We start from the raw sequence: 22880 nt of genomic DNA, 5'->3' as shown, positions 1-22880 counted from the left end.
ATATGGCGGAGAACTCCTTTTTTGATATAATAGCTGTAGAAATGCAGCTATTTTGTTTTGGGTAAAAACAACTGTGAAATCATGACTTATATTCAAGGGGGAGCGAGCCATATGGTGAAACAGCAAGAGGAGCTGTCCCATCCATTGACAGCTACCATCACGAAGACAAATACGCTTTTGCATATTCAAAGTCTCCTTCCCTCCTTTACGAAATCGGAGCAAAAGGTTGCCCATATCGTTTTACAGCAGACAGACAGCGTGATTTATTCATCGGTGATTGATCTTGCCGAAAAGGCGGGAGTGGGCGAGACGACCGTTTTGCGATTTTGCAGGAAAATAGGCTTTCATGGTTATCAGGAATTCAAGCTGGCATTGGCGCAGGAATTGGTCAATCCAGTCAAAAACTTGCATGGCGAAGTAGGAGAAGACGATTCGCTGGACATCATCACGCACAAGGTAACCGCAACCAATCAACAGGCGATTGGGGATACCTCGGCCCTGTTTCAGATCGAACAGCTGGAGCGTTGTGTTGACCTTTTGCAAAAAGCGAACACGATCCATTTTTATGGGGTAGGTACGTCAGCGGTAACAGCTCAGGATGCCAAGTACACGTTCTTGCGGATCGGGCTTCGAGTGGACGCTTTTAATGAATCGCATCTGCAAGCGATGGCTGCAGCGACTCTGGGACCGGGGGATGTCGCGATCGGGTTGTCTGTATCAGGCAGTACGAAAGACACTATCGATTCATTGAAAGTCGCCAAGCAGGCAGGCGCAACTTGCATTTGCCTGACGCACTATCGACGCTCACCGATTACGAATGTAGCGGACATTACGCTTCTGACCGCAGCGCAAGAAGGACCGTTGCAGGGAGGCTCTCTCGCAGCAAAAATTGCACAGCTGCATGTACTGGATGTCATTAGTACGACAATAACGATGCGCAACAAGGAAAAGGCCCTTTTATATAAAGAGAGAACAGCGAAGGCTGTACTGGAGAGAAAATACTAAAAGCATTCTGAACTTATATTGAATAGGAGTGGTTGGAAATGAAGCTCGTGATCGTGAAAGATTACACAGAGCTCAGCAGAAAAGCTGCTGAAATGCTCGTAAGTGAAGTAAAAGCAAATCCGAAGACTGTCTTTGGCCTTGCAACCGGAGGCACGCCAGTAGGGATGTACCGTGAGCTGATCAAGCTGTCGCAAGCGGAGAGCATCGATTTTTCGCAAGCGAGCAGCTTCAATCTGGATGAATACGTCGGACTTTCCTCATCTCATCCGCAAAGCTATCGCACGTATATGCAAGAAAACTTGTTCGATCACATCAACATTCCTGCGGAGAAAACACATGTGCCAGTTGGGAATACGACAGATCATTTGGCAGAGTGTGCACGCTATGAGGAATCGATTCGTTTGGCAGGTGGGATCGACATCCAGGTGCTGGGGATCGGCAATAACGGCCACATTGGCTTCAACGAGCCGGGCTCCCCTGCCGACTCATTGACACGCGTGGTCCAGCTCACTGACAGTACGATCGAAGCAAATGCCCGCTATTTTGATAGTGTGGACCTGGTTCCGACTCAGGCAGTTTCCATGGGGATCAAGACGATTCTTGGCGCTAAAAAAGTCGTACTTCTCGCAAGTGGAGAGGCAAAGGCAGAGGCAGTGCGATTGATGCTGGAGGGTGAGTCTACGGCAGATGTACCAGCTTCCTTATTGCAATTGCATCCAAATGTAACAGTGATTGTGGATCAGGAAGCAGCGAGCAAGCTGACAACCTCTGTACTGGCAGGAACCAAACCAAGCGGCAGCTAATGCACCGCTTGGTTTTCATTTTTCTTGTTCACCAATCTGTTCCGAATACGCACTTGTTCCTTATGCTATACTGGGAATGTTGCAAGAAGGTCACCAGATTTTTCAAAGGAGCTGATTTAGAATGAGCGCAAACGAAGCGTTGCTTACATTAGAAGGTTGGTATACGTATCATAATTTCCGCACCATCAATTGGGAAAAGTGGAAAGCAGCGTCCGCAACAGAACGCCAAGAAGCGTTGGACGAGCTGAATGCATTGATCCGCACATGGGAAGCGAATGAGGGCGAGAACCAAGGCAGCACGGCTGTCTACTCCATCCTCGGACACAAAGCAGACCTCGTGTTCATGTTCCTGCGTCCTACCATGCAAGAACTCGATGAGATCAAAACAGCGTTCAATAAAACCCGCTTTGCTGCCTATACAGAAGCTCCTTATTCGTATGTATCCGTAGTAGAGCTCAGCAACTATGTACATAACCCAGGTGAAGATCCAAAAGCGAATCCACACGTGCGCGATCGCCTCTATCCGATCCTGCCAAAATGGGAGCACATTTGCTTCTATCCAATGAACAAAAAGCGTGATCTGCAAGACAACTGGTACATGCTCTCCATGCAGGAGCGCCAAGAAATGATGCGCTCCCACGGCTTGATCGGTCGCTCCTACGCTGGCCGCGTGAAGCAAATCATCGGTGGCTCCGTTGGTTTCGACGATTGGGAGTGGGGCGTTACCCTGTTTGCCAACGATCCGCTGGAATTCAAGCATATCGTTTACGAAATGCGCTTTGATGAAGTGAGTGCGCGCTTCGGTGAATTCGGCAACTTCCTCGTAGGAAACGTTTTGAACGTAGAAACACTGGCGAAAAAGCTGGAAGTATAATCAACATCCCCAAAAATCCGCTGTGCGAGGTAGTCGCATTGGCGGATTTTTTATTTGAGCCTTTGTTATTCAAAAATGGTAAAATTAGGTAGTTTGTGAATGGAGAGGAGAGGTTGATTTGTGATAAAACGTACTACATCGTGGGGACTTTCACTAGGAGTGTCATCTACCCTTTTGATGACAACTGTATTTGCTCCAGTAGGGGGAGGAAATCTGGCGCCAGTTGTACATGCGGCTGAGAAGACCCTTTCGGAAAAAGAAGCCATCGCACTTGCCCAGAAGCAGTTGAAGATTCTGGGTGAGTATAATCTGAGAGATGCCCAATTCGTAGACGGCATTGAAATGTTATGGGGAAAATCAATATGGTATACCAGATGGAATAAAGAAAATGGTAGAAGCTTTGGTGTGCAACAGGATGCAACTTCAGGGGAAATATGGAAATATGAGTATATTGGGGAAGAACGGGACTTGGATGCAAATCAAAAAAAGCTTACAGAAGATCAGGCGTTCCAAGTGGCGACTCAATTTCTTAAGCAAGTAGCGACAGAAGAAGAACGGAGCCGTTTATCCAAGCCCAATGAATATCCAGATTCGGACATTTTCTATAAGCGTGCTAAACCGGGAATAGATGTCAACTTTACTCGTATCGAAAACGGGATTCCTTTTCTGGAAAATGGGTTTCGACTGATAGTGGGCTATGATGGGGAAGTGATCTATTTTGAGCGGCGCTGGTCCGAGGGGAAACTTCCAGATGCTTCGAAAGTCATCGAGATAACAGAAGCAGAAAAGAAATGGGATGAAGGGGCATTTCCAACATTTTGGTACAAAAATATGGCGTCCAACTTTCGTAAGGAACCTGAATCATACCAGCTCGTTTATGAATTCCAGAGAATCGACCCACAAGTTGTCGATGCTATCACAGGAAAAATGCTTGATTCGTACGGACAGGTTGCCAAAGAAAGGAAGATAGAGCCGTTAGGGAAAACGATTCCTCCAGCTACCACTGAAAGAAAGCTTATTACGAAAGACGAGGCGCAAAAAATAGCAGAGCAACATATCAAAAAACTCCCCGGAATATACAATTTGAATGGCAAGATCAATGAATCAAGTTCAGAATCGGATAAAAAGAGCTGGCTTTTCGAGTATGTTTTGCAAACAGGGGATGGCAAAAAGTCAGATACTGTACACATAATAATTGACGACAGTGGCTGTTTCGTCTATTTCGGTTTAAATGCAAAAATCAGATTCAAGGAAGCGAGCAAGAAAATTGAAAAGGGTATTACCTGGTCAGAAGCACAGGAGAGTGCACGAAAATTCGTGCAAACATTCTACCCCGATCAGGTAGGAAAAATTTATGCGGTCGATTACGTTCCGCGAGAGAAAAGGATCAAAGAAATCTGGGAAAACGATGAACCGTATGAAATCGAATTTGGCTATCTCATAAACGGCATACCGGTAGATGATACCATCTTTCAAGTCGATGTTGACGCTGAGTCAGGGGAAGTAGTGGATCTGTATAACTATGAGTATAACGATGTACCTTGGGGTGATTCATCTCTTCCCCCAAAAAATGAAGAGGTTATCGATCTGAATACGGCGAAAAAAGTGGTCAAAGATAACAAGAAGCTTATGCTCACCTACTTTCAACCAAAAGTTGATGGGAATTATGGAATAGAAAAGATGCTTGAACAGCCGCTCCTCGTCTATCGTTATATTGGAGAGAAGGGACTCGTCACAGCAGATGGCAAGTGGCACAGTTTTACCAGGGAACGAAAGCAGTAGCCCAGTGGGTGACACGAGCCAGACCGCATGAGTACCCGCACCGACATTCCTGCGAAAATTAACGAAACCTTGTCTTTGGTTCCCCGGTACTTTTTGATACAGTATAGTGAGATGAAACAGCTAAGCATTTTTGACAGCGGAGGGGAACAAGACTGGGCTTTCTCAAGTTTAAAATTGGTTATCGTACGTTAAAAACAGCCATTGGAACGGCTATCGCTATTTTGATCGCCCAGCAGTTAGGCTTGATGTATGCTTCTTCTGCGGGGATCATTACGATCTTGTGTATTCAGGTAACAGTGAAGCAATCGTTTCAGACAGCGTGGAATCGGATTCTGGCCAGTTTATTGGGTCTAGGAATGGGTGTCTGCCTGTTTTCCCTTATGGGCTATACGCCGATTGCCATTCTCCTTTTCATTTTGCTTTTCTTGCCGCTCGCGGTTCGTTTTGGCATTCAGGAAGGCTTCGTCAACAGCATGGTTGTGCTTTTGCACCTGTATTCTTCAAAGAGAATCGACGGGATGCTTTTGCTAAATGAGGTCGCATTGCTCGTCATCGGTGTGGGCGTAGCCCTACTGGTCAATCTGTACATGCCGAGTCTCGATAAAGAGCTAAAAGGGATGCAAGTAAAGGTAGAGAAGCTGTTCAGCAAAATCTTACGGGAGTTCTGTTACTACTTGCGTCACGGGGAAAGTGATTGGGACGGGAAAGAATTGATCGAAACAGCTGGTGTCTTGGAAACGGCGATTCGCTTAGCCTCACGAGATGTTGGCAATCGATTGGGCCGTCGTAACGATTCGTACTACGAGTATTTTGTGATGCGGCAAAAGCAGTTCGAGTTATTGGAACGCATGATGCCGATTGTCTCTTCTTTGGACAATCAGGTGGCAGAGAGCCATCGGATCGCAGATTTTCTTGCGCGAATCAGCGACTCGGTACATCCGGGTAATACCGCCTACCGCTTTATCGACCAACTGCGTGTGATGCAAGAGGAGATCAAGGCAGCAGATTTGCCGCGAACGCGAGAGGAATTCGAGACGCGTGCCTCGCTGTTCTATCTCCTTCGAGAGATTGAGAGCTATTTGTTCATCAAGCATGAGCTAGGCAAAAACAGGGACGAAAATGCTCAGGGGGCGAAGAGTTAGACAAGCAACAGTACGTAACAATGAAAGAGTTGTAGAATATCGAAGGAAGGGCTGCGAATACTTTTCGCAGTCTTTTTTTGCTTTTCGGTAAAAATCACGTGAACTTTTCATTAAAATCAAAAAATTGCACCGTTGTCCTAGTACGTTTTTCAACTTACTTGTATACCGTGTACAAGCGGCGAAAAATAAATCAAAAGAGTAGGATCAAGGAGATGAGAGTGACCAGATGAAATTAATTGTGAATGAAAAAGAGTTGAAAGAGTATTTTCAAGGACTACGGCGTCTCGTCTGGGGCAAGGAGCAAACAGACGAAGGATGCGGACATGACAAGGAAGATGCCATTCGGAGTTCGCTACGGAAAGAACTGTACACAGAGGAATTCGCCGCATTTCTGCAAGAAAACCACAGTAATTTGCAAAGCGATTCTTTTCGTAAAGTGCTGCTGCGCTATTTGCATGAAACAGTCGAGCTGGGAACAGATGCAGGGAGTGTTACAGGGGTCCTGGATGAGGTTGGCCGGGACTATGCCGAAATCATAGAGTCAAGCGGCACACGTGTGCTGATTCGTTTCACACAAATTAATTATGTTCATGCGGTGTAAGGAGGAGAAGACAAATGAACTATGTACAGAAATTGAGAACGTTTATAGGCGATAGTGTACAAGTCGTAATTGGATTCGATGTGATCTCCGGTGAGTTGCTTGGCGTGACCAATTCGACATTAACCGTGCGTGCAGCAAGTGAGCCAGGCTATGGCGGTGGTCAAACAGTGGTATTTCAACTGGACCGTATCACGTATGTGCGCGTCGTCTAATGGTGGGGCGGCATGGGAGTAGGGGCCAAGTGCCCCTATCCATTCTCATTCCTGCCATGCTTGGGACAGCTCATCTGCCAAAGCTGATTGCCGCATGTAAACAGCTTGCACCTCTGGAGATCATCGTAATTTCGAAAAGGACCCTGGAACTTGGCTCAGGTGTGCGCGTCGTTCTTGCAGAAGCAGATGAGAATCTGTTCGCATGGCGGAGAGAGGCTGCCAAGCATGCAAGAGGGAGTGTCCTACTTTTTCTCGGCGAAGAGCAAATCGATTCGCTGTCTGGATTGCAGCGCTTCTTGTTCCCGGTTTTATATGGAAATGCACAGGTCGTTTTGTCACAGCATGATACTCGGAACAGGAGGATGACAAAACCACGGCCCATCCACAGTTTTTCCCTGCTGGTAAATAACCTCTTCGGTCGCTCTGACCTGCGTGAAGCTTCCTTGCTGGACACACCTCACGCGATGACCAGAGAGGCACTTTCCAAAATCGGAGTGGAACAGTTGGCACAGCCTGTCCAAGCGCACAAGCGGGCGGTTGTGAGCGGGCTATCCATTACAACACAAACGATTGGAATGGGAACGGAAGATCGGTTGTTTTTGCCCCAGCTTCACGGTTCGTTGCTCAAAGAGCTCTCTTTGTATGAAAAGCTGGTGATTGCCGAACAGCTTGATCTCGTCTTGCGTCTTCCTTTTCGCGGCGGACTGTCCGATGGAGGCAGGCGAAGAGATATAGCAGAGAATGTGAGCGGTAAAAACAGTGGTATGCCTGTTACGCAGGTAGGGAAAAGGCCCTTGCGACAAACAACTCTTTACGGTGGGAAAACGGTATCCGTGATCATTCCAGCCCTTAACGAGGCAGCGACGATCCAGCAAGTGATCCGTGAAGTTCTTCGACTGGAGCCAGTTGAAATTATCGTGGTCGTCAATGGCTCGGTTGATCAAACAGCACAGCTTGCCCGTGAATGTGGCGCGACGACCGTAGAGTTCCCATATGCATTGGGCGTTGACACAGGACGAGCAATTGGGGCAAGTCTGTCGAAAGGCGACATTCTGCTGTTTGTCGATGCGGATATGATCATGACCGCCAATGATCTGTACCCATTTGTTCTCGCGTGCGAGTGCGGCGTGGATGTGGCCCTGAATGATGTTTCCGCATTTTTGAATCACCCTTGCCCAGACAACGTCTTTGTGGCTTGTCGCCAAGCTCTCAACTTGGCTTTGAATCGTAAGGATTTGGGGATCGGGTCTATGGTGACCGTCCCCTTTGCCTTACGCAGGGAAGCGGTTGCTCCGCACGGGTGGCACATACTGCTTTGCCCGCCAAAAGCACAAGCAGCATACGCACAGGCAGGTGTAAAGATGGAATTGGTTCATCAGGTGAACAGCTTCACCTCCAACCGACTCCGGCCAGAAAAACACTTCGCTAGCTCCGGAATGCCCCCTGCCGTCGAACAGATTGTGGGTGACCACGTGGAAGCCTTGCAATTTCTGGCGAAAGGACGGTAGCGAGGATGCGATGTGAAAACAAGAAGACTGGAAGGAGGGAATGAAAGTGGCAAAACAGCGAATAGAGGGTCTCGTTAGTGTCGTCATTACCAATTTCAACAGGGCTGCTTATATACGAGAGTGTCTGAACAGCATCCTTCAGCAAACCTATGAAAATTGGGAAATTGTCCTGATTGATGATGCTTCGACGGATCAATCGGTAGAAATCGCCAGAGAGTGGCTAGAACAAAATGAAAGGTATTTTCCAGAAGACAATCGGGTGCTGATTCATGCGCTCCCTCGTAATGTTGGCTTTGCGGGTGCCATCAACATCGGACACTACATGAGCCGAGGTGAGTTCATCGCGAATCAGGACTCGGATGATTTCTCTCATGTCCTGCGCCTTTCGCGGCAGGTTGAGTATTTAAAAAGTCATCCCCAGATTGATTTGGTTGGTACGAATTATTACGCATTTTCGTCCGATCACCCGGAACAAAAGGAGCTTGCAACATGGATCAGGTACGGCGATGACATTCGCAAGGTATATGGGAGCGGCGGACACTGTGTCTGTCACGGAACCTGTATGTTTCGGGGGCGCTTGTTTGATCAGGTTGGTGGCCCAACTCGTCGGATCGATGGTGCAGAAGACTACGAATTTATCGCCAAAGCCTTGAATGCGAGAGCAGGCGTCAACAATATCGAAGAAGCGTTGTACTATTACCGAATCCACGCTGAGCAGCGTTCGGCGCAATATTATCGGAAAAAGGGGGTGTGAAAATTTGAATAGCAGTAATGATCGCATTTTGATGGTGCTGGATAATTTGGGGACAGGCGGAACCGAGACACATGTTCTCAGCATAGGCAAAGCGTTGCAAAAAAAGGGCGCCCAACTGTTTTATGCTGGCGGGAACGGCCCCCTCTATCAAGAGTTTGTCGATGCAGGTTTTTTGGTTGAACGAATCGAATCCGCACGGGAACCCCTCTCGGTAGGCAGGCAGCATTTGATCGAGAGTTACCAGGGGGTTATAAAGAAGCATGGCATTAGCATCGTCCATGTGCATCAGACTCCTTCAGGTTTACTCGCCGCTACTGCCGCTAGTGAGTTGGGCATACCCGTCGTATTTACCTTGCATGGCACGTACTATCCAAAGGATGAAGCGATAAAAGTGGCGCAGCTCTGTTCCGCTGTCATCAGTGTGAGCAAACCTGTCCAACTATTCTGGGAAAAGCTAGGGGTGAAAACCACACTCATTTCCAATGGGATTGATGTGGATGAATTCCGGCCTGATTCTGCAAAAATGGTGAAGCTGCCTTCCTTGCCGTCTGATGCCACAGTGGTTACGTATGTCAGCAGGCTGGCTTGGCAAAAAGCGACGGTGTGCAACATGGTATTGCGAGCAACCAAAACGTTGCGCAATGAAATCCCCAATTTGCATATCGTGGTGGTGGGCTCGGGTGCTCAGTCCATTCATGTACATGAGCTGGCAAAAGCGTTGAATAAAGCAGCAGGGCAGCCCTATATCCACATTGTGGGGGAGCAGACCGATGTCCGACCGTATTACACAATCAGTGATTTGGTGATTGGAACAGGCAGGGTCGCACTCGAAGCGATGGCGTGCGAAAAGCCTGTGCTTGCGATCGGAAATCATGGCTACGTTGGGTTGGTCGCGCCTTCGTCTTACGATTTGGCTTGGGACTGTTACTTCGGCGACCATTCCTCTGTGCAGAAGCCGTCTCCTCAGTTGATCGACAGTGCTCTGCGTCAAGCATGCCGCGACCGGAGTCAACTGAAGGAAATAGGAGGTCTAGGAAGAGCGTGGGTCCAATCCAATTTTCATATCACGCAGAAATGTGCCTCCTTGCTTACCATCTACGCTCAAGTGAAGAGTGGGGGAGGTCAGACGAGTATGAAAAAAGTTTTGTATGTAGGTTGGCTAGGGTTCAAAAATTTGGGTGACGAACTGATGTGGGATGCATTTCACGATTTGTCCCGCAAATATCTCGACCCAGCAAAATACAAGGTGATTCCTTCGCTGCCAGGGGTTGACCTCAACGATTTAAGCGAATATGACACCGTCGTTTTGGGGGGAGGCTCGCTTCTCGTTCCTGGTTATGTGGATGTAGCTTATCGTGCTGTTGAACAGAAAAAGCGGCTATGGATCTGGGGGAGCGGATTCGACTCACAGGATAAGGTGCAGCTCGATTCCTCTGGCACATTGACTACCAAGCTCATGACAGGCAACGAAAAGATGAGCCAGATGCTGAAAAAAATCGCCGAACACGCTACGTTCTTTGGTGTACGAGGACCGGTTACTCTTCAATACCTTCAGCAAGCGGGAGTAGGCGACAAAGCATGGATCAGCGGAGACCCGGGGATGCTGCTTCTCCCTGCATCATCAGCAGCAGAGGCAGACAAAAGCAAGCGATTAACCATTGGTATCAACTGGGGGACATCCTATAATCGCATCTATGGGAAAAACGAGAACGCCGTAGAGGATGCGCTGGTGCATGCAGCCAAGAGGCTCATCAAGTTAGGCTACGATATTCATTTGCTGACGATGTGGGGACCGGATCGGGAGGCCATAAAAAGACTGCACAAAAAAATCGGCGATCCGACGCATACGATCCTCGACTTGGAGCTGCACGACCATTCAAAAATGCTGGAGCTGATGAAAGGTTTTCAGGCGACGATTAACTTTAAGCTGCATGCCAATGTGCTGAGTGCCGCTGCCGGAGTTCCGTTCGTCTGCTTAGCGTATCGCATCAAAAGTATCGACTTCGCTTACTCCTTGGATCTACCAGAGCTCCTCGTCTCAACAGACGAACCACAATTAGGCGACCGAATTCTCATCTGTACCTGGGAAGCAATCGCACGCAGGGAGCAGATCGCAGCAAAAATAACAGCCAGTCAAAAAAAGATGATGGAGAATTTGGAGCAGCCGTTTATCCAAGGTCTGCTGTAAATCAAAAGGGGACCTGTGATTCGCTACAGGTCCCCTCCTTCATTCATGAAAAGGGATGAAAATCAGTACTCACCGTGCTCCCGCAAGCTGGCTACAGGCACACTCATCTCCTGATCCGGCTGGTTGAGCGGGTAAATCCTCGCCATGTCGTTGTCATCATCGATGTGCTGGATGTATACAGGTATTCCATCGCAGGTAACATTCGCCATAACGGGTGAAGCGGCGATTTCTTTCGCGCGCTGTTTATTCATTTTAATTCCTCCTGTCATTCGTAACAGCATTAATATGTACGTCAACCCAGCAAGGTATACTTTTTGCGCCTGTTGACATTCCCTAAAATATGTAATAAATTGAAGGGGAAATTACTACGAAATCGTACTAAAAGGAGTCACCGGTATGCAGCAACTATACGACCTCTTTCTGAAAACCGGTTTGCGCCCGTTTGCCTTTATGTCTGATACGATGCAGCTGGAAGAAAAACTGACTCGCTCTGATTTGTCGACACTCCTCATATTGCTGTTCCGCGGAGATTTGACCATGTCAGAGCTGGCTGCAGAGATGGGGGCGCCGCTTAGTTCGATGACCAGCATCGCGAAACGGCTTGAACGTAAAGGATACATCGCGAGGGCTACCTCTGTAGAGGATCAACGGGTGAAGCTCGTCACACTGACACAACCAGGCAAACAGCTCGCAAAAGAATCGGAGCAAATGATGCTGACGATGCTGGGCAGGCTTCAGGAAGCATTTACACCGGAAGAAATGGAGCAATTCACTACCCTATTACTCAAGGCAGCCAAGGTATTTCAGGAGGGAGACCCTGTCAAGCCTCGTGAAACAAAGGCTCGTTCCATCAAGATCAACATTGAGGAATAGTCCGTTCGAGCCTGCTTCTTTTTTTGTCTAATTACTACGAAATCGTATTAAATGGATCGTGAAGGAGAGAGTCGAGATGAGAATCATCATCTACACCGGCAAAGGTGGGGTTGGGAAGACGAGTGTTGCAGCAGCAACGGCTGTTAAGCTGGCAAAGCAGGGAAAGAGGACGCTCGTACTCAGTACGGATGCCGCACACAGTTTGGCTGATTCATTGGGGACTGTGATCGGACCAGACCCGGTATCAATCAGCGAAAATTTATGGGGCCAAGAAGTAAACAGCTTGCGGGAAACCGAGCGCAACTGGGGGGCAGTACAGGGATGGCTGACAACACTGCTCGACAAAGCACAGCTGACTGATATAACAACGGAGGAAATGCTCGTTTTTCCTGGCATGGAGGAATTGTTCAGTTTGCTGCAGATCAAGGAACACGCCATGAGCGGGCAGTTCGACGTCCTGGTAGTGGATTGTGCCCCCACTGGGGAAACACTGCGTCTGCTCAGTTATCCGAACGTATTGAATTGGTGGTTGGAGAAAATTTTTCCGACGGAGCGCAAGCTGATCAAACTCGTTCGCCCAGTGGCCAAGATCGTCAACAAAGTAGAACTTCCTTCTGATGATGTACTAGACAGTGTCGAGCAGCTCGCTCGAGGGCTAGAGGAAATGCAACGAATTGTTTTGGACCCGGAGATTACATCAGTGAGGATCGTAGTAAACCCAGAAAAAATGGTGCTTGCGGAAGCAAAGCGCTCATTTACGTACTTGAATCTGTTCGGGTTTAATACCGATGCCATCATCGTGAATCGGGTGCTTCCGGATGAAGCGGGAGAGGGATTTTTTGCCCACTGGCGAGAGCTGCAACGAAAGTATGAGAACGAAATCGTGGAAAACTTTCAGCCGCTGCCGATTTTGAAAGCACCGATGATGCCAAAAGAAGTGATTGGGCTAGCCATTCTAGAAGAATTGGCTGATATCGTTTTTGGAACAGAAGACCCATCCGCCATGCTTTATCAGGGCAGAACGGAACTGATTCGAGAAGTGGACGGCGAGCTACATTTGGAGCTGATGATTCCTTTTGTGGATAAAGATGCCTTGGATTTAACACAAACAGGGGATGAATTGACCGTAAATGCGGGTGCCTACAAGCGAAAAGTCATCTTGCCACGAGTATTAATGGGACGACAGGTTACGGGAGCGAAGTATGCGGAAGATCGGCTGATCATTCGTTTTAGCGCAAGGGAAGGAGCTACCCAGCATTGAGACGTACTGGATTGAATAAGGTGCTGACGATTCTCGGGAACATGGAGCAGCATGGAACCGAGCGACATGTGAAAAACGCCTGCAAAGAATGGTTACTCGCATCGCGGTCAGTGATCGACAGCGTGATCGATGCGTTACAGGATGAACAAGACCGTCCGAGAGCTCATAAAATCAACATTTCTAAAGAATAAGCCAACTTGAGAGGAGAGAAATGAAATGGTAAGTGGGATCAAGCGCCAAATGGGTTTCACTCTTATCCTGACAGGACTGCTGCATACGGTTGTCGGCCTCTTTTTCTACGCGGAGCCACTTCAGCAGATCGTCGCAAACGGCTTTTGGAATGCGGTAGGGCGAGAGGAAGATGCTGCTTTCTGGTTTATGATGTTTGGCTTTTTGTTGATTTTGCTCGGATATATGGCGGATTGGCTGATGAAAAAGAAGGGAATGGAGCCGCCGGCTACCTTCGGGTGGACGATTCTTGGCATATGCGTGGTCGGGGTGATTGCCATGCCTGTATCGGGCTTCTGGCTAGCCTTACCACAGGCAGGCATCCTTCTGCGCAAGTGATGTAAGAAATTTGCGGATAGGTAGATGGTTCAGATAAAATGAATGTAACCATTTTCCATATGTTTCAATATCCGAGGTGATTTTCATGAACTTCTTAGATGCAAATAACCAATGGACCCCAGAGTTTTTGGAACACATCCAAACATCCGCAAAATCATCCATCAAGCTCACACTGACGAAAGAAGGGGCTTCCTTAACGGATAGCAAGGTAGGCGGAAAGCCTTGGCTGCCGCCACAAATGCCATACCCACAGGATGAAGATGGGAACGACTACTTGTTTATCGCACAAATCAACTGGGCGCAAATGCCACGACTCGATGGCTACCCCGCTAGTGGATTGACCAGTTTTTTTGTCAAGGAGGATGACACGTTCGGATTGATGGACCAATCCTTTCAAGTGCTTCATTTTGAAGAGGTCATTGACACGCAGGAAATAGACCCATTTCAACCAGAGGACCCTGACGTGTACAGTCCGGTACTAGGTGGGCCATACAAACTGACAGGAAAGCTAGAGTCGCAGTACGTCCCTCATCGAGATCCACAGGCGGTGAATTTTCAGCTACCTACCGACGAGGATGAAGTGGCCTACTCGAAATATTGGGACCTCGCCGATGCAAGCGGGTCTCGGATCGGAGGATATCCCTACTTTACCCAAGGAAAAGTGAATCAGAATGGCTGGGAGCTGCTCCTTCAACTGGATATGGAAGGCGACAATTACGATTACTATGTCTCGTGGGGAGATAGCGGAGTGGGCAACTTCTTCATTCGCACAGAGGATCTACTTCGTCTGGATTTTTCAAAGGTTTCATATACATGGGATTGTCTATAAAAGAAAGATGGGGATACAACGATGGAGCACATACATGACGTCCAAAGCTTACTCAAAGAATCGCAAAAGACCAGAGTGAAATACTTGTTCTTTTGGGGACATTCACAGAAGGAGACAGGCACTATCGACAAATCATGCTTCAGCCAATGGTATCCGGCTGCTTTTGTAGAGGATGGCATCACGTACTTGACCGCTGAGCATTACATGATGGCGAAAAAGGCTGAACTGTTCGGTGATCTTGCCATCCGTGATGAAATACTCAGAAAGAACCATCCAAAACAAGCGAAGGAATTGGGACGAAAGGTTCATTCCTTTGACGATACTGTGTGGAATGCGAACAAGACGGCGATTGTACGCCAGGCAAACCTATTAAAATTCAGCCAGCATGCCGATTTGAAAGCTTACCTCGTGGACACAGGTGACCGCATTCTTGTCGAAGCGAGTCCTTATGATCGGGTATGGGGGATCGGGATGGCCCAAGATCATCCGCATGCAGAACAGCCCGAAAAGTGGCGGGGAGAAAACTTGCTTGGTTTTGCATTGATGGCAGTCAGGGAGAAGCTGCGTTCGTGATCCAGATTACCAAAATCGGAGAAGAACCCGTCGAGCAGGTTCCCTAAAGGGACACAAGTGCTGAACGCGGATGGGAAGATATTTGTCTTTACGCGAAAAAGTGGTTGAGCAGACATTGCGCTGCTAACCACTTTTTTTATTACTGAACGGAAAATGCCTTTTTTACCTGATCAAGCGACATGACCATTTGCCCATACAGCTTGCCGTCTGGAGTTGCGGGGTCATACGGATTGGACTGGGGCAAGGAGACAGCGTAGACGAGCCCATGTGTTTGTGCTAGTACATCACCCAGCGGAGGTCCTTCCATTTTGGACAGGTGATTCCAATGTGGTACCGTCATGACAAAAATGGTGAGGATTGAGGATTGCCCTTCCTTTCGCTGATTAGGAGCGAACATAAAATGCGCTTCGTATTTCGTCGGCACATCCAGCTTGCCCTCCAGTGGCTGTTGGCGAGGGGGACGCTTCGTCGTCGATGAGAACTCCTCCACGATGTAATTTCCTGTCCAAGAGGGAGGAATGGTAAACGAAAATGTCTCGGTGATCGGGATCGGCACCTTGAACTGATTGTTTATGGTTCGACCTTTGATCTCATCGGTTGTCGGTCTTTTCACTTCCGGCTCAGGGTCAGATGGAGCCGCTTGCTGTGGTAGTGGTGCTGCTTGTGGACCTGGCAGCGAACAGGCGGAGAGCAGAAAAATAATGATGAGACCTACATAGAAGTATGTTGCTACTTTCATCACGGTCCTCCTTGATGTATAAAACACTCCCGTTTATTCATTCCACGCGGGAAGGAAAACTATTCCATATTCCTATCATGAATATTTATTCAATAAAACATATTTTTCTTGAATATCAGAAAATATATAATTATAATTTAAATCAGAAATCATTTCCGGTATTCGGAAAAACTAATACGCAATTCATCCGGGAGATAAATGGGGGATAGCAGGATGATTGAGGTTAAGCAGCTTGTCAAATCTTTTGGCCCGTTAACCGTGTTGAAGGGCGTTACGCTCACGGTGGAAGAAAAGGAAGTTGTCGTCTTGCTTGGAGCCAGTGGTTCAGGCAAAAGTACTTTGCTCCGATGTTTGAATTTTCTGGAATTTCATGACAGCGGAGAGATTCGAATCGGTGGTCAGCAGATTGATCCACACAAGACGAATCTGAATCAGTTCCGCGCCGAGGTCGGCATGGTTTTTCAGCACTTCAATCTGTTTCCGCACAAGACCGTTTTGGAAAACTTGATCGAGGCACCTGTTCACGTCAAAGGGATGAATGCAGCAGAAGCCAAACAATTAGCGTACGAGCTCCTGAAAAAAGTGAATATGCAGGATAAGGCCGATGTCTACCCGGACATGCTCTCCGGTGGACAAAAGCAGCGGGTTGCCATCGCCCGGGCACTGGCAATGAAACCGAAAATCATGCTGTTTGATGAGCCTACCTCCGCACTCGATCCCGAGCTTGTTGGTGAAGTGCTACAGGTCATGAAGCAGCTCGCCAAAGAAGGAATGACGATGATCGTCGTGACGCATGAAATGGGGTTCGCTCGTGAAGTAGCAGATCGGGCAGTGTTCATGCACGATGGGCAAATCCTGGAGCAAGGACCGCCGAGAGAATTCTTTGAAAACCCGCAGCATGATCGTACCAAGCAGTTTTTAGGCAGCATCCGGTAAAATCCGCTAAATATAGAGATGAAAAACAGGGGGAATCACCAATGAAAAAACGTGCAAAATGGTCCGGAATTTTGTTGTCCACTGTTCTAGTAGGCTCGTTGTTGCTCTCTGCTTGTGGATCACAGGAAAGTGCACCGGCAGCAGGTGGACAAGCTTCTGGAGACGGGGGAAAGAAAGATTTTACGTACGCGATGAGTGGGGTGTACAAGCCGTTTAGCTTCAAGGAAAACGGGCAACTGACTGGCTTTGATGTAGAGATCGGACAAGCGCTGGCAGAGAAAATGGGCATGAACGCAATGCCGATCACCAATCCATTCGAAACGATCATCCCTGGTCTGGACGCGAAAAAATACGACGCTGTCATTGGGAGCTTGACCGTCACACCAGAACGTCAAAAAGCCGTTCTGTTCACCAATCCATACTATCGTTCCGGTTCACAAATTTTCGTGCAAGATGGTAATACAACGATCAAGGGCAAAGAGGATTTGAAGGGCAAAAAGATCGGCGTCGTGAAAGCATCCAACTACTTGGATTGGGCGAAAAAGCTGACCGATGAAGACAAAATCACTCAATATGATAGCGATATCACCGCTTTGCTCGATCTGCCGACAGGACGTCTCGATGCGGTTATTACGGACCAGGTAGTTGGCTTGCGATTCATTAAAGAAGGCGGGGGCAAAGTGATTGATGTAGGCGAACCGCTCAGCTTTGACGAGCAAGCGATTGCTGTGCGCTTGGGTGACCAGGAGGCAGTGGATCGGATTAACAAAGCGATGGATGAGATTGTCAAAGACGGCACCTATGAGAAGATCAGCCAAAAATGGTTTGGTCGCAATATCCTGCAAAAACAGTAAGTGGGCAACGGGGTGTCCGTGATGGACGCCCCCCTTTTAACGCTTCATGTGAGGAGGATTGAACGTGATCATTGATATTTTCCTATCCAGTTATCCCCTTTTTCTTAAAGCGACATGGCTCACGGTTCAGTTAACGGCAGTTGCCTTGATGCTCGGTTGTGTGGTAGGTCTTGTCATCGCCTTTTTCCGGATATCCGATTCCAAAGCATTGAACTACATCGCGCACACCTACATTACCGTCATTCGCGGAACGCCATTGATCGTACAAATTTGTATTCTGTACTTTGGCTTGGCGAATATGGTCACGCTGTCGCAGTTTTGGGCAGGGGCCATCGCGCTGGCCGTTCATAACGGTGCGTATATTGCGGAAATCTTCCGCGGCTCCATCCAGTCAATCGACCGCGGGCAAATGGAAGCGTCTAGGTCACTCGGAATGTCGTACCCGTTGGCGATGCGCAGAATCATTTTACCGCAGGCGTTCCGTCGGGCGATCCCATCGCTTGGCAATCAATTTATTATCGGATTGAAGGATTCATCGCTGGTCGCCTACGTAGGGATGCAAGATTTATGGGGAACCGGTCTCGGTGAAGCAGCTTCCAACTACAAGCAGCTTGAGACGTACATGGTTGTCGGTTTGTACTATCTCGTACTGATCATGATCTTCTCGTATTTTGTTAACAAGCTGGAAGCGCGGCTGGCTACAGGAAAAGCCCCCAAAAAACAAACGAAAGACAATAGTAGCGTGGCAGCGTAACTTTTTGTCATGGAGGACGAAAGAAGGATGGTTCAATCAGTCGAACGGGCGATGAAAATTATTCGGGTACTGATTTCAGACGAAAAACATGCTTGGCCGATTTCGGAGCTGGCGAGCGCAACGGGTCTACCAATCAGTACGCTCCACCGTTTTCTCGAATCCATGATCCAGTTCGGATTGGTTGAGCAGGACCCAGTCACCAAGCATTACAAGCCGGGATATACGTGGATGGAAATCGGATTTATCCTACATGAAAAGCTGAACCTGCGGGCTGTAGCGAGACCTTTCATGGAAGAGCTGGCAAATGAAGTCGAGGAGAGTATCTTCCTCAACGTATTGGCGGGAGCGGATTCGATGCCGATCGAAAAAGTAGAAAGTCCACTGAAAATACGCATAGACGAGAACCTAGGGGAGCGGATTCCTCTCACAATCGGTGCCCCTAGCAAAATCATTCTCGCGTATTTAAAGCAGGATGCGATTACAAGAGTCGTTTCCGCCCAGCTTGCGTCAGACAAGCTGCCGTCATTTTTGGAGCAGCTGAGCGAAGCCAAGAAAAGTGGCTATGCGATCAGCTACGAGGAGAAGACGGAAGGCACCATGGCAGTCGCTGCTCCGATCATCGGCTACGGAAATCAACTCGTCGGAGCGCTCTCGATCAACGCCCCATGCTTTCGGGTGACAGAAGATCGATTGCCCCTACTTATCGAAAAAGTGAAACGCCAAGCTGCGACGATTTCGGCAAGAATCGGCGGAGCATAAGCAAACCCTCCATTCCAGCATTTGTTGGTGGAGGGTTTGCTTTTTTTAATAGTAACCATTGGATCTTTCAATTTTTTCGCCCTGAAGAACTGTGTTAGTGTGAAAGAAACAGTGGGGAGGGGAGATAGACATGTTTCCATTTCGCGTCATAAATCAGGAAACCACGGAAGATGTGCTGGATATGGCCAGCGTGATTGAAGTGGTCGAGCAAGCCTATCAAATGAAATCGAGTCAGCAGGCGACGTTGTTTCCGCTCATTTTTCATGAGTTCGTAGAAGGTAGAGCCGACATGGATATCAAATCCGGTCATTTGCCACAAGCCGATATATTTGGACTCAAGCTCGTCTCGTGGTTCGGTGACAATGACAAGAAAGGCCTGCCACAATTAGTTGGTACGGTGATGGTATTGGACAGCCAAACTGGCGTACCGCAGGGGATTTTGAGTGGAGAGCACATTACTTGCATGCGCACGGGAGCCGCAGGTGGTATCGGTGCAAAATATTTGGCACGCCCTGAATCAGAGAACCTGTTGATAGTAGGGACGGGGCACCAGGCTCCTTTTCAAATCATGGCGACCTTGATGACGATGAAGCAGATCAAGCGGGTGTACATTTGCAATCCGCGATCACCAGAAAAGGCGCAAAGCTTTGCCGCCAAAATCAAAGATAAGTTGATAACCAAATTCCTCTCCAAATATACGGGAGAAGAGTACGAGGGGTATGCAAGCCGTTGTGACGTGAAGTTTATCTCGGTGGACAACCTCGAAGAAGCGACAAGGCAAGCAGACATCATTATTACGGCAACCCCTTCACGTGAACCAATGATCCAAGAGGAGTGGGTGAAGCCGGGGACGCATATCACCTGCATCGGGGCAGATATGGAAGGAAAACAGGAGATCGATGAACGGCTTTTTACAAAAGCGCGCGTCTTTGTGGATGATATCGGGCAGGCAGTCCGTGTGGGAGAGACGAAGGTAGCAGTAAAAAAAGGGTTGATAGCAGAGAGCGATATTGAAGCGGAGATCGGCAATGTGATCCTCGGACTTGCAGGCGGAAGACAGAGCACAGAAGAGATCACGATTTTTGATAGCACGGGTATCGCGCTCCAGGATTTGCTGACGGCTAACCACATTTTGAAAGTAGCGGATAAGCGAGGCGTAGGTACGATTGTCGATCTGTAGAAAAGAAAGCTAGAACATAAGGAGAGGAACGACCTATGAGAATTGCACCCTTTAAAGTAGAAGAATGGATGAATGCCTACGAGATGGAGGCCGTTTACAACATTGCCGAAACATGCGTCGATTCGCTGACGGTAGAAGAGTTGATTCGCCTTTCCGATGAGCCGGAAGATTTTTTCCGCGAGATGGCCCAGAAGAAGCTGACGTACGGTCATATCGAGGGTTCGCCGGAATTCCGTAGCCTCGTCGCGAGTATGTATCAGACGATGAAGCCGGACAATATTTTGGCGATGAACGGGGCAATCGGAGCGAATTTTCTTACCTTGTTCTCGCTCGTTGCGCCGGGTGACGAAGTAATTACCGTTCATCCGACGTATCAGCAAATTTATTCGGTACCGGAGTCGTTCGGAGCGCATGTCAAGCTGCTCAGACTTTTACCAGAAAATGATTTTCTGCCTGATCTGGATGAGCTGCGCTCGCTCGTTACAGACAAGACCAAGCTGATCTGTATCAACAATCCGAACAATCCATCCGGAGCTTTGATGGGTGAAGGGTTGCTGCGAGAAATCGTAGAAATCGCCCGCTCCGTTGATGCCTACCTGCTGTGTGACGAGGTGTATCGAAATTTGCACCAAGACCCGGAGGTTGTGGTGCCATCTATCGTCGACTTGTACGAAAAAGGGATTGCGACAAGCAGCATGTCCAAAGTGTTTTCATTGGCGGGCTTGCGTCTGGGATGGATTGCAGCGCCTCAGGATGTGATCAAGAGCTGCTTCCAGCACCGCGATTACACCACCATCAGCTGCGGAATGCTGGATGACATGCTGGCTGTCCATGCACTGAAAAACCGCGACAAGATTATGGAGCGCAACCTAAAGATCGTGCGGGACAATCTACAGATTCTCGATGAGTGGGTAGCGAAGGAGCCGTTGGTCTCTTACGTCAAGCCGCAGGCAGGAACAACCGCAATGCTGAAGTACGAGCTGGATATCCCTTCGGAAGCGTTTTGCATTGACCTGTTTAAAACGACAGGGGCGTTTTTGACACCAGGCAGTTGCTTCGACATGGAAGGGTGGTTACGAATCGGGTACGCCTGCTCGACGGAAGTGCTTCAAGTAGGACTATCAAAAGTATCGGAGTTTTTGGAGTCACGCAAATAAGGGATAAAGTGGGAGAGGGAGTGTCTCTTCGGTGGAAGAAAAGAGACACTCTTATCCTAGTATTCTAGCATTCTGGCATTTCTGATCACGATACCTAACTGGGGGGATATCATGAGTCAGCTTAATGTGGATTTGCAGTCGAAAAAACAGAGGAAGCTGTGGGAAGTCAATGTGTTCGCGTTACTTTTTGCTGTGATTGCGATTGCGGTCATCCTGACGTACATTTTGCCTGCTGGAGAATACGGACGAGTCGAGGTAAACGGCAGGAGTGTCATTGATCCACAGTCGTTTCAGTGGATCGAATCATCTCCAGTCAAGCCACTCGGACTGGTAAACAGCGTGCATACCGGTTTGGTGGAAGCCTCAGGCATTATCTTTTTTGTATTAATAATTGGCGGAACATTCGGTGTTTTAATGGCTACTGGCGCGATTGAAGCTCTCATAGTCACACTATCGCGTCTACTCAGGAATCAAGAGAAGTGGCTGATTCCAATCATGATGCTGTTTTTTGCGGCAGGAGGCTCGCTCATGGGAATGGCTGAAGAAACATTACCCTACATTGCGATCATGATTCCGCTGGCGATTGCTCTTGGTTTTGATGCAATGACTGGTGCTGCCATTGTACTGGTAGGAGCGTCGGTCGGTTTTACATCTGCACTAATGAATCCGTTTACGGTGGGGGTTGCCCAAGGCATCGCCGAGCTGCCCACTTTTTCGGGAATGGGTTATCGAATTACTGTTTTTGTCGTGATGTACTTCGTATCGACTGCATTCGTCCTGCGGTATGCGTTGAAAATCAAAAAAGACCGTTCGCAGGGCTTCTTCGGATTGTTTGAAGGGAAAAACACGGCGGAGCTCTTGCGTGAAGATTTGAAGTTGACGGCCAGACATAAAGGAATCTTGGCTTGCTTTGTTCTCAACTTTGTCGTGTTGGTCTTTGGTGTCATTCAATATGGCTGGTATCTCACCGAGCTATCCGGAATCTTTCTATTGCTGGGCATCATCATCGGAATCGTGGGAAGACTCGGCATCAACGAAATGGTAGACAACTTCATGAAAGGTGCTGCTGGCCTGATAGCCGGGGCCTTGGTCATTGGAGTTGCACGGGCAGTTGTTGTGGTGCTTAATGACGGTCACATACTAGATACGATTCTTTACTATTCTGCTGGTGTCTTGAATCAATTGCCTAGTGCACTTACAGCGTTTGGCATGCTCATCCTCCAAACCGTGATCAGCTTTATTGTTCCGTCCGGCAGTGGAATGGCTGCTTTGACCATGCCGATCATGGCGCCTTTGGCAGAATTAGTTGGCGTTACGCGTCAAACCGCGGTTCTTGCCTATCAGTTCGGAGATGGCATATCCAATATTTTTATTCCGACATCAGGCTATTTCATGGCTGGTTTGGCCTTGGCTGGTATCCCGTGGTTGCGTTGGATGAAATGGATTATGCCGCTGATTGTGATGCAATACGGGATTGCGACAGTCGCTGTCGTAGTTGCGCATCTGATTGGTTATGGACCATATTGACG

General features: G+C 48.3%; 25 protein-coding genes. 23 read left to right on the top strand and 2 right to left on the bottom strand.

The genetic code is table 11. The features are described from left to right. Window positions 1–111: 111 nt before the first annotated feature. The 10 genes from ACFVS2_RS31750 to ACFVS2_RS31705 all read left to right on the top strand — a co-directional run bounded on the left by ACFVS2_RS31750 (window position 112) and on the right by ACFVS2_RS31705 (window position 10869). Window positions 112–1005, top strand: a complete 894-nt coding sequence (locus ACFVS2_RS31750; RefSeq protein WP_069848228.1) for a MurR/RpiR family transcriptional regulator — start codon at window positions 112–114, stop codon at window positions 1003–1005. A gap of 38 nt (window positions 1006–1043) precedes the next feature. After that, on the top strand, window positions 1044–1808 hold the full coding sequence (nagB, locus tag ACFVS2_RS31745; protein ID WP_390240513.1) for a glucosamine-6-phosphate deaminase: 765 nt from the start codon (window positions 1044–1046) through the stop codon (window positions 1806–1808). 121 nt (window positions 1809–1929) lie between these two features. Beyond that, on the top strand, window positions 1930–2682 hold the full coding sequence (hemQ, locus tag ACFVS2_RS31740; RefSeq protein ID WP_173618821.1) for a hydrogen peroxide-dependent heme synthase: 753 nt from the start codon (window positions 1930–1932) through the stop codon (window positions 2680–2682). Window positions 2683–2802: 120 nt separating this feature from the next. Further along, on the top strand, window positions 2803–4464 hold the full coding sequence (locus tag ACFVS2_RS31735; RefSeq protein ID WP_390240510.1) for a YcdB/YcdC domain-containing protein: 1662 nt from the start codon (window positions 2803–2805) through the stop codon (window positions 4462–4464). Between the two features lie 152 nt (window positions 4465–4616). Continuing rightward, window positions 4617–5606 (top strand): aromatic acid exporter family protein, encoded by a 990-nt coding sequence (locus ACFVS2_RS31730; protein WP_390240548.1) that lies wholly within the window; start codon window positions 4617–4619, stop codon window positions 5604–5606. A gap of 226 nt (window positions 5607–5832) precedes the next feature. After that, window positions 5833–6207 carry a DUF2642 domain-containing protein gene (locus ACFVS2_RS31725; protein ID WP_390240508.1) on the top strand — a complete coding sequence of 125 codons (375 nt, stop codon included), beginning with the start codon at window positions 5833–5835 and terminating at the stop codon, window positions 6205–6207. A gap of 14 nt (window positions 6208–6221) precedes the next feature. Then, complete coding sequence (locus tag ACFVS2_RS31720) at window positions 6222–6419, top strand: hypothetical protein (RefSeq protein ID WP_007715825.1); 198 nt, start codon at window positions 6222–6224, stop codon at window positions 6417–6419. Window positions 6420–6448: 29 nt separating this feature from the next. Further along, window positions 6449–7927, top strand: coding sequence for a glycosyltransferase (locus ACFVS2_RS31715; protein WP_390240506.1), 1479 nt, complete (start codon window positions 6449–6451; stop codon window positions 7925–7927). 46 nt (window positions 7928–7973) lie between these two features. After that, window positions 7974–8681, top strand: a complete 708-nt coding sequence (locus ACFVS2_RS31710; RefSeq protein ID WP_390240504.1) for a glycosyltransferase family 2 protein — start codon at window positions 7974–7976, stop codon at window positions 8679–8681. A gap of 4 nt (window positions 8682–8685) precedes the next feature. Beyond that, the gene (locus tag ACFVS2_RS31705; RefSeq protein ID WP_390240502.1) at window positions 8686–10869 is read left to right on the top strand and encodes a polysaccharide pyruvyl transferase family protein; all 2184 of its coding nucleotides are present in this window, start codon (window positions 8686–8688) and stop codon (window positions 10867–10869) included. Window positions 10870–10931: 62 nt separating this feature from the next. Here the strand turns inward: ACFVS2_RS31705 and ACFVS2_RS31700 are convergent, their stop codons facing one another. Continuing rightward, window positions 10932–11120: an H-type small acid-soluble spore protein gene (locus ACFVS2_RS31700; protein WP_017252179.1), complete on the bottom strand. Its 189-nt coding sequence runs from the start codon at window positions 11118–11120 to the stop codon at window positions 10932–10934. A 145-nt stretch (window positions 11121–11265) separates the two neighbouring features. Here ACFVS2_RS31700 and ACFVS2_RS31695 point away from each other — a divergent pair, with 145 nt between their 5' ends. The 6 genes from ACFVS2_RS31695 to ACFVS2_RS31670 all read left to right on the top strand — a co-directional run bounded on the left by ACFVS2_RS31695 (window position 11266) and on the right by ACFVS2_RS31670 (window position 14972). Further along, complete coding sequence (locus tag ACFVS2_RS31695; protein WP_390240500.1) at window positions 11266–11742, top strand: MarR family winged helix-turn-helix transcriptional regulator; 477 nt, start codon at window positions 11266–11268, stop codon at window positions 11740–11742. A gap of 76 nt (window positions 11743–11818) precedes the next feature. Continuing rightward, window positions 11819–13003, top strand: a complete 1185-nt coding sequence (locus tag ACFVS2_RS31690) for an ArsA family ATPase (RefSeq protein WP_390240498.1) — start codon at window positions 11819–11821, stop codon at window positions 13001–13003. Next, the gene (locus tag ACFVS2_RS31685; RefSeq protein WP_390240496.1) at window positions 13000–13194 is read left to right on the top strand and encodes a hypothetical protein; all 195 of its coding nucleotides are present in this window, start codon (window positions 13000–13002) and stop codon (window positions 13192–13194) included. The genes ACFVS2_RS31690 and ACFVS2_RS31685 overlap by 4 nt, the downstream gene beginning before the upstream one ends. 25 nt (window positions 13195–13219) lie before the next feature. Beyond that, window positions 13220–13570 carry a DUF6463 family protein gene (locus ACFVS2_RS31680; protein WP_390240494.1) on the top strand — a complete coding sequence of 117 codons (351 nt, stop codon included), beginning with the start codon at window positions 13220–13222 and terminating at the stop codon, window positions 13568–13570. Between the two features lie 85 nt (window positions 13571–13655). Further along, window positions 13656–14399, top strand: coding sequence for a YwqG family protein (locus ACFVS2_RS31675; protein WP_390240492.1), 744 nt, complete (start codon window positions 13656–13658; stop codon window positions 14397–14399). Between the two features lie 21 nt (window positions 14400–14420). Then, window positions 14421–14972 (top strand): riboflavin biosynthesis intermediates N-glycosidase, encoded by a 552-nt coding sequence (locus ACFVS2_RS31670; RefSeq protein ID WP_390240490.1) that lies wholly within the window; start codon window positions 14421–14423, stop codon window positions 14970–14972. 139 nt (window positions 14973–15111) lie between these two features. Here ACFVS2_RS31670 and ACFVS2_RS31665 read toward each other — a convergent pair whose 3' ends face one another. Next, entirely contained in the window at window positions 15112–15711 is a 600-nt protein-coding gene (locus tag ACFVS2_RS31665) for a hypothetical protein (RefSeq protein WP_173618810.1), read from the bottom strand. Window positions 15712–15924: 213 nt separating this feature from the next. Here ACFVS2_RS31665 and ACFVS2_RS31660 point away from each other — a divergent pair, with 213 nt between their 5' ends. The 7 genes from ACFVS2_RS31660 (at window position 15925) to ACFVS2_RS31630 (ending at window position 22878) form a co-directional block, all read left to right on the top strand. After that, a complete protein-coding gene (locus ACFVS2_RS31660) occupies window positions 15925–16647 on the top strand; it encodes an amino acid ABC transporter ATP-binding protein (protein WP_390240488.1) in 723 nt (240 codons plus the stop codon). A gap of 41 nt (window positions 16648–16688) precedes the next feature. Further along, entirely contained in the window at window positions 16689–17501 is an 813-nt protein-coding gene (locus ACFVS2_RS31655; RefSeq protein ID WP_390240486.1) for an ABC transporter substrate-binding protein, read from the top strand. A 64-nt stretch (window positions 17502–17565) separates the two neighbouring features. After that, entirely contained in the window at window positions 17566–18255 is a 690-nt protein-coding gene (locus ACFVS2_RS31650; RefSeq protein ID WP_173618807.1) for an amino acid ABC transporter permease, read from the top strand. Window positions 18256–18282: 27 nt separating this feature from the next. Continuing rightward, entirely contained in the window at window positions 18283–19014 is a 732-nt protein-coding gene (locus tag ACFVS2_RS31645) for an IclR family transcriptional regulator (protein WP_390240484.1), read from the top strand. A 130-nt stretch (window positions 19015–19144) separates the two neighbouring features. Next, window positions 19145–20194, top strand: coding sequence for an ornithine cyclodeaminase family protein (locus tag ACFVS2_RS31640; protein WP_390240482.1), 1050 nt, complete (start codon window positions 19145–19147; stop codon window positions 20192–20194). 35 nt (window positions 20195–20229) lie between these two features. Beyond that, window positions 20230–21351, top strand: a complete 1122-nt coding sequence (locus tag ACFVS2_RS31635) for an aminotransferase (RefSeq protein WP_390240480.1) — start codon at window positions 20230–20232, stop codon at window positions 21349–21351. Window positions 21352–21462: 111 nt separating this feature from the next. Next, on the top strand, window positions 21463–22878 hold the full coding sequence (locus tag ACFVS2_RS31630) for a YfcC family protein (protein ID WP_390240478.1): 1416 nt from the start codon (window positions 21463–21465) through the stop codon (window positions 22876–22878). The last annotated feature ends 2 nt before the right edge of the window (window positions 22879–22880 follow it).

This window comes from Brevibacillus sp. NPDC058079 (genome assembly GCF_042885155.1).
Taxonomy (GTDB): Bacteria; Bacillota; Bacilli; order Brevibacillales; family Brevibacillaceae; genus Brevibacillus.
The sequence above is the reverse complement of the archived record's forward strand: the minus strand, read 5'-3'. Positions and strand labels throughout refer to the sequence as shown.

Coding starts and splice junctions, on each gene's coding strand:
- ACFVS2_RS31750 (WP_069848228.1), top strand. CDS start 112: ATGGTGAAACAGCAAGAGGAGCTGTCCCATCCATTGACAGCTACCATC.
- nagB (WP_390240513.1), top strand. CDS start 1,044: ATGAAGCTCGTGATCGTGAAAGATTACACAGAGCTCAGCAGAAAAGCT.
- hemQ (WP_173618821.1), top strand. CDS start 1,930: ATGAGCGCAAACGAAGCGTTGCTTACATTAGAAGGTTGGTATACGTAT.
- ACFVS2_RS31725 (WP_390240508.1), top strand. CDS start 5,833: ATGAAATTAATTGTGAATGAAAAAGAGTTGAAAGAGTATTTTCAAGGA.
- ACFVS2_RS31720 (WP_007715825.1), top strand. CDS start 6,222: ATGAACTATGTACAGAAATTGAGAACGTTTATAGGCGATAGTGTACAA.
- ACFVS2_RS31700 (WP_017252179.1), bottom strand. CDS start 11,120: ATGAATAAACAGCGCGCGAAAGAAATCGCCGCTTCACCCGTTATGGCG.
- ACFVS2_RS31695 (WP_390240500.1), top strand. CDS start 11,266: ATGCAGCAACTATACGACCTCTTTCTGAAAACCGGTTTGCGCCCGTTT.
- ACFVS2_RS31690 (WP_390240498.1), top strand. CDS start 11,819: ATGAGAATCATCATCTACACCGGCAAAGGTGGGGTTGGGAAGACGAGT.
- ACFVS2_RS31680 (WP_390240494.1), top strand. CDS start 13,220: ATGGTAAGTGGGATCAAGCGCCAAATGGGTTTCACTCTTATCCTGACA.
- ACFVS2_RS31675 (WP_390240492.1), top strand. CDS start 13,656: ATGAACTTCTTAGATGCAAATAACCAATGGACCCCAGAGTTTTTGGAA.
- ACFVS2_RS31670 (WP_390240490.1), top strand. CDS start 14,421: ATGGAGCACATACATGACGTCCAAAGCTTACTCAAAGAATCGCAAAAG.
- ACFVS2_RS31665 (WP_173618810.1), bottom strand. CDS start 15,711: ATGAAAGTAGCAACATACTTCTATGTAGGTCTCATCATTATTTTTCTG.
- ACFVS2_RS31660 (WP_390240488.1), top strand. CDS start 15,925: ATGATTGAGGTTAAGCAGCTTGTCAAATCTTTTGGCCCGTTAACCGTG.
- ACFVS2_RS31655 (WP_390240486.1), top strand. CDS start 16,689: ATGAAAAAACGTGCAAAATGGTCCGGAATTTTGTTGTCCACTGTTCTA.
- ACFVS2_RS31645 (WP_390240484.1), top strand. CDS start 18,283: ATGGTTCAATCAGTCGAACGGGCGATGAAAATTATTCGGGTACTGATT.
- ACFVS2_RS31640 (WP_390240482.1), top strand. CDS start 19,145: ATGTTTCCATTTCGCGTCATAAATCAGGAAACCACGGAAGATGTGCTG.
- ACFVS2_RS31635 (WP_390240480.1), top strand. CDS start 20,230: ATGAGAATTGCACCCTTTAAAGTAGAAGAATGGATGAATGCCTACGAG.
- ACFVS2_RS31630 (WP_390240478.1), top strand. CDS start 21,463: ATGAGTCAGCTTAATGTGGATTTGCAGTCGAAAAAACAGAGGAAGCTG.